7 protein-coding genes are annotated in these 2,429 nt (G+C 64.5%); 4 read left to right on the plus strand and 3 right to left on the minus strand.

Features of this window, described 5'->3' with window-relative positions; translation table 11 throughout:
• From AAGA68_27390 to AAGA68_27405, 4 genes are all read left to right on the plus strand, one after another.
• Positions 1 to 248 (plus strand): hypothetical protein (locus tag AAGA68_27390; GenBank protein ID MEM9388795.1); only part of this gene is annotated, 248 nt, incomplete at its 5' end.
• A 9-nt stretch (positions 249 to 257) separates the two neighbouring features.
• Positions 258 to 557: a hypothetical protein gene (locus tag AAGA68_27395; protein ID MEM9388796.1), complete on the plus strand. Its 300-nt coding sequence runs from the start codon at positions 258 to 260 to the stop codon at positions 555 to 557.
• 4 nt (positions 558 to 561) lie between these two features.
• Positions 562 to 1,146 (plus strand): hypothetical protein, encoded by a 585-nt coding sequence (locus AAGA68_27400; GenBank protein MEM9388797.1) that lies wholly within the window; start codon positions 562 to 564, stop codon positions 1,144 to 1,146.
• Between the two features lie 59 nt (positions 1,147 to 1,205).
• The gene (locus AAGA68_27405) at positions 1,206 to 1,580 is read left to right on the plus strand and encodes a hypothetical protein (GenBank protein ID MEM9388798.1); all 375 of its coding nucleotides are present in this window, start codon (positions 1,206 to 1,208) and stop codon (positions 1,578 to 1,580) included.
• Here AAGA68_27405 and AAGA68_27410 read toward each other — a convergent pair.
• From AAGA68_27410 to AAGA68_27420, 3 genes are all read right to left on the minus strand, one after another.
• Positions 1,577 to 1,804, minus strand: a complete 228-nt coding sequence (locus AAGA68_27410) for a hypothetical protein (GenBank protein ID MEM9388799.1) — start codon at positions 1,802 to 1,804, stop codon at positions 1,577 to 1,579. The two genes, AAGA68_27405 and AAGA68_27410, sit on opposite strands and share 4 nt — an antisense overlap.
• Before the next feature lie 32 nt (positions 1,805 to 1,836).
• Positions 1,837 to 2,091, minus strand: a complete 255-nt coding sequence (locus AAGA68_27415) for a hypothetical protein (GenBank protein ID MEM9388800.1) — start codon at positions 2,089 to 2,091, stop codon at positions 1,837 to 1,839.
• Positions 2,088 to 2,429: hypothetical protein (locus tag AAGA68_27420; protein ID MEM9388801.1), on the minus strand; the 342-nt coding region annotated here is incomplete at its 5' end. The genes AAGA68_27415 and AAGA68_27420, both read right to left, overlap by 4 nt.

Consider the following 2,429-nt stretch of genomic DNA (forward strand, 5'->3'; position numbering starts at 1 on the left):
GCATCACCGCGAACAACGTGAACGGCTCCGGTCCCTTCGGCTACTCCTGGTCGCTAGATCTCGCCGACTTCCGGTTTATCGGTGGCACCAGCACGGACACGGTCACGGTCCAGTCGCGGCGCGGCGCGCCTGGCGAGAACATTGGCAACGTCACATGCACGATCACAGACGTGGATAGCACCCAGGCGACGAAGTCGACGACGGTGGTAGGCGGGCACGGCAGTGGCGGCCCCACTAACCCTGAATAGGAGCAGTTCATGACATCGCAACCCACTGTCAAGCTACCCGGCTACTGGGGTCCGGCCCTCGCCGTAATCGCCGCGCTCGGTGCGGGCGGGTACGGCGGCAGCTACCTGACATCACACCCAGGCGGTGGACCTGATGTGCAGACGGAACTTGCCAAGAACAACGGCCGCCTCGATGAGATGCAGAGATCGCTTGAGCGAATCGAGCTAGAGCTGCGCAGCCAACGCCAGCAGACAGAGCGGGAACTTCGGACACAGCGGCAACAGATCGGCGACCTTCGAGAGAAGGTGGCGGGCATGGACAAGGAGTAGAGCAATGGCACTTCCCGGACGACCATTCAAGCGGCTAGGGAACCTGCTCGGCGATGCAGGTCCGCTACTCGGCAAGGTGGCCCCAACGATCGCCACAGCCCTAGGCGGCCCGTTGGCGGGCGCCGGGGTGGCCGCGCTGGGCAAGACGCTAGTCGGCGATGACTTCGATGCTGAGGACGGCGGGATGATGGAGCGCTTGCGCAAGACGCTGGCAGCACCCTCGGCAGATCAACTCGCCGCCATGCAAGCCACCGACCAGGCGTTCAAGCTGGAGATGGCCGACAAGGGCATCGAAGTCGATCGACTCATCGCCGGAGACCGAGCGGACGCCCGCGGTATGGCGCGGGAGATGGTGAAGGCGGGCAAGCATCTTTGGCCGCAAGTCGCCATCAGCGGCATCGTTCTCCTCGCCTTCAACGCGACTCTGTGGTGGTTGCTTGGGAACTCGATCCCTGAGGGCAACGAGAACATGATCAACTACATGGTGGGGCAGCTTTCCGGATTCGCTACATCGGCCGTGGCATTCTGGCTGGCCAGCAGCTTTGGGAGTCGAACGAAAGACGACCACCCCGGGTTCGACCCAGGGTAGGGTGCGACAAACGGTCGCCCCACGACACTAGACTTAGACACCAACAACAAGGACGCCCGATGCCCGCACCTTACCCGAATGCACCCGTTGGCGGCGGAGGTTACCCGCCGTTCGAAGTCATCACCGACGGCGTGAGCAACCCGCCCGCCGCTGGCGACATGCTGCTGACGATTACCAACGCCACCGGCTCGGTCCAGATTCAGACCTCATCGACCGGGCAGGACTACTACGTCGGCTCGGTGCTGGCGATTGCGCATCATGACGGTGACATCGGTCGGCTCTGCCGGATGGATCGTGATTCGTCCGCGCCTGGCGACGTGACCCATGACTACGGCGATGCGGCCGGGATTACCGTCAAGAAGCTTGGCCAGGAAGTCACTTCAGTCGTGGCCGGCACGCAGTACGTGCTCTCTGTCTACGCGCCGGTCCCCTAGCGCGGGAACAGCGGCGTCACGGTAGCCTTCCCCTCGATCCGAGCTAGCATATTCGCTAGCTCCCGATCAGTCGCCGCCTTGGTGTAGATGCGCGCGAGCAGCTCCAGGGCTTCGACGTTGTCCGTGGCGTCGGTGCTGCCGCTGTGGTCGTAGCGCATGAGGTGGCGAGTCTTTTCGGCAAGCGCCATCCAGCGCTTGATACGTGGGTCGAGGGGTTCGGGCATGGTCGGTCCTCCTTGGAGGGGCCGATGCTACCTCAGAACACGGGGCGCTCGCCCTTCCGCCACGCTTCGAACTGCAGCGCACGGAAAGGCGGCAGATCCCCACCACCCACGGGCGCCAGCGGACAGCGCCGCTCCTCTGATGCCCCTTTATCGAACGGGGGTCTGTCCCCACCGGCGGTAGGCGCGTTCGGCCCGTCGTGACATCCTGCGATCGTGACCACGGCGGCGGCGACGAGCACGGGGCCGCCTAGGGCCTTAGCGAAGGTGGCTGTGGGTTTGGTGCTCATGATGGGTTGTCCGCAGTAGGCGGCCCTGGCGTGATGAGCTCAGATCGCGTTGCGTCGCGCATGACGTGCGCCACCTTCTCAAGTTGTTGCCAAGTGAGCTGCTCCAGGTACGCGCCGGTTAGCGGCGTCCAGAACTGGGAGTGGGACTCGCGGAACTCCAGGCCTCGGGCAGCGCAGTAGCGCACGTAGTCGAGCTTCCCATCGCGCGCGAACGCTGAACTCTGCGGGCCTGCAAAGAACTCGCGCCGCCATTCCTCGTCATCGTCGCTCTCACGCGCGAGCGTGGGCAGGTCCGGCAGCAGGCGCCAGGCGACAAGATCCGATAGCCTCTCGCCTGA

This window comes from Pseudomonadota bacterium (genome assembly GCA_039193195.1).
Taxonomy (GTDB): domain Bacteria; phylum Pseudomonadota; class Gammaproteobacteria; order Steroidobacterales; family JBCBZW01; genus JBCBZW01.

Bases quoted from the DNA above. Each gene is read 5' to 3' on its own strand.
- AAGA68_27405 (MEM9388798.1), top strand. From the start codon at position 1,206: ATGCCCGCACCTTACCCGAATGCACCCGTTGGCGGCGGAGGTTACCCG.
- AAGA68_27395 (MEM9388796.1), top strand. From the start codon at position 258: ATGACATCGCAACCCACTGTCAAGCTACCCGGCTACTGGGGTCCGGCC.
- AAGA68_27410 (MEM9388799.1), bottom strand. From the start codon at position 1,804: ATGCCCGAACCCCTCGACCCACGTATCAAGCGCTGGATGGCGCTTGCC.
- AAGA68_27415 (MEM9388800.1), bottom strand. From the start codon at position 2,091: ATGAGCACCAAACCCACAGCCACCTTCGCTAAGGCCCTAGGCGGCCCC.
- AAGA68_27400 (MEM9388797.1), top strand. From the start codon at position 562: ATGGCACTTCCCGGACGACCATTCAAGCGGCTAGGGAACCTGCTCGGC.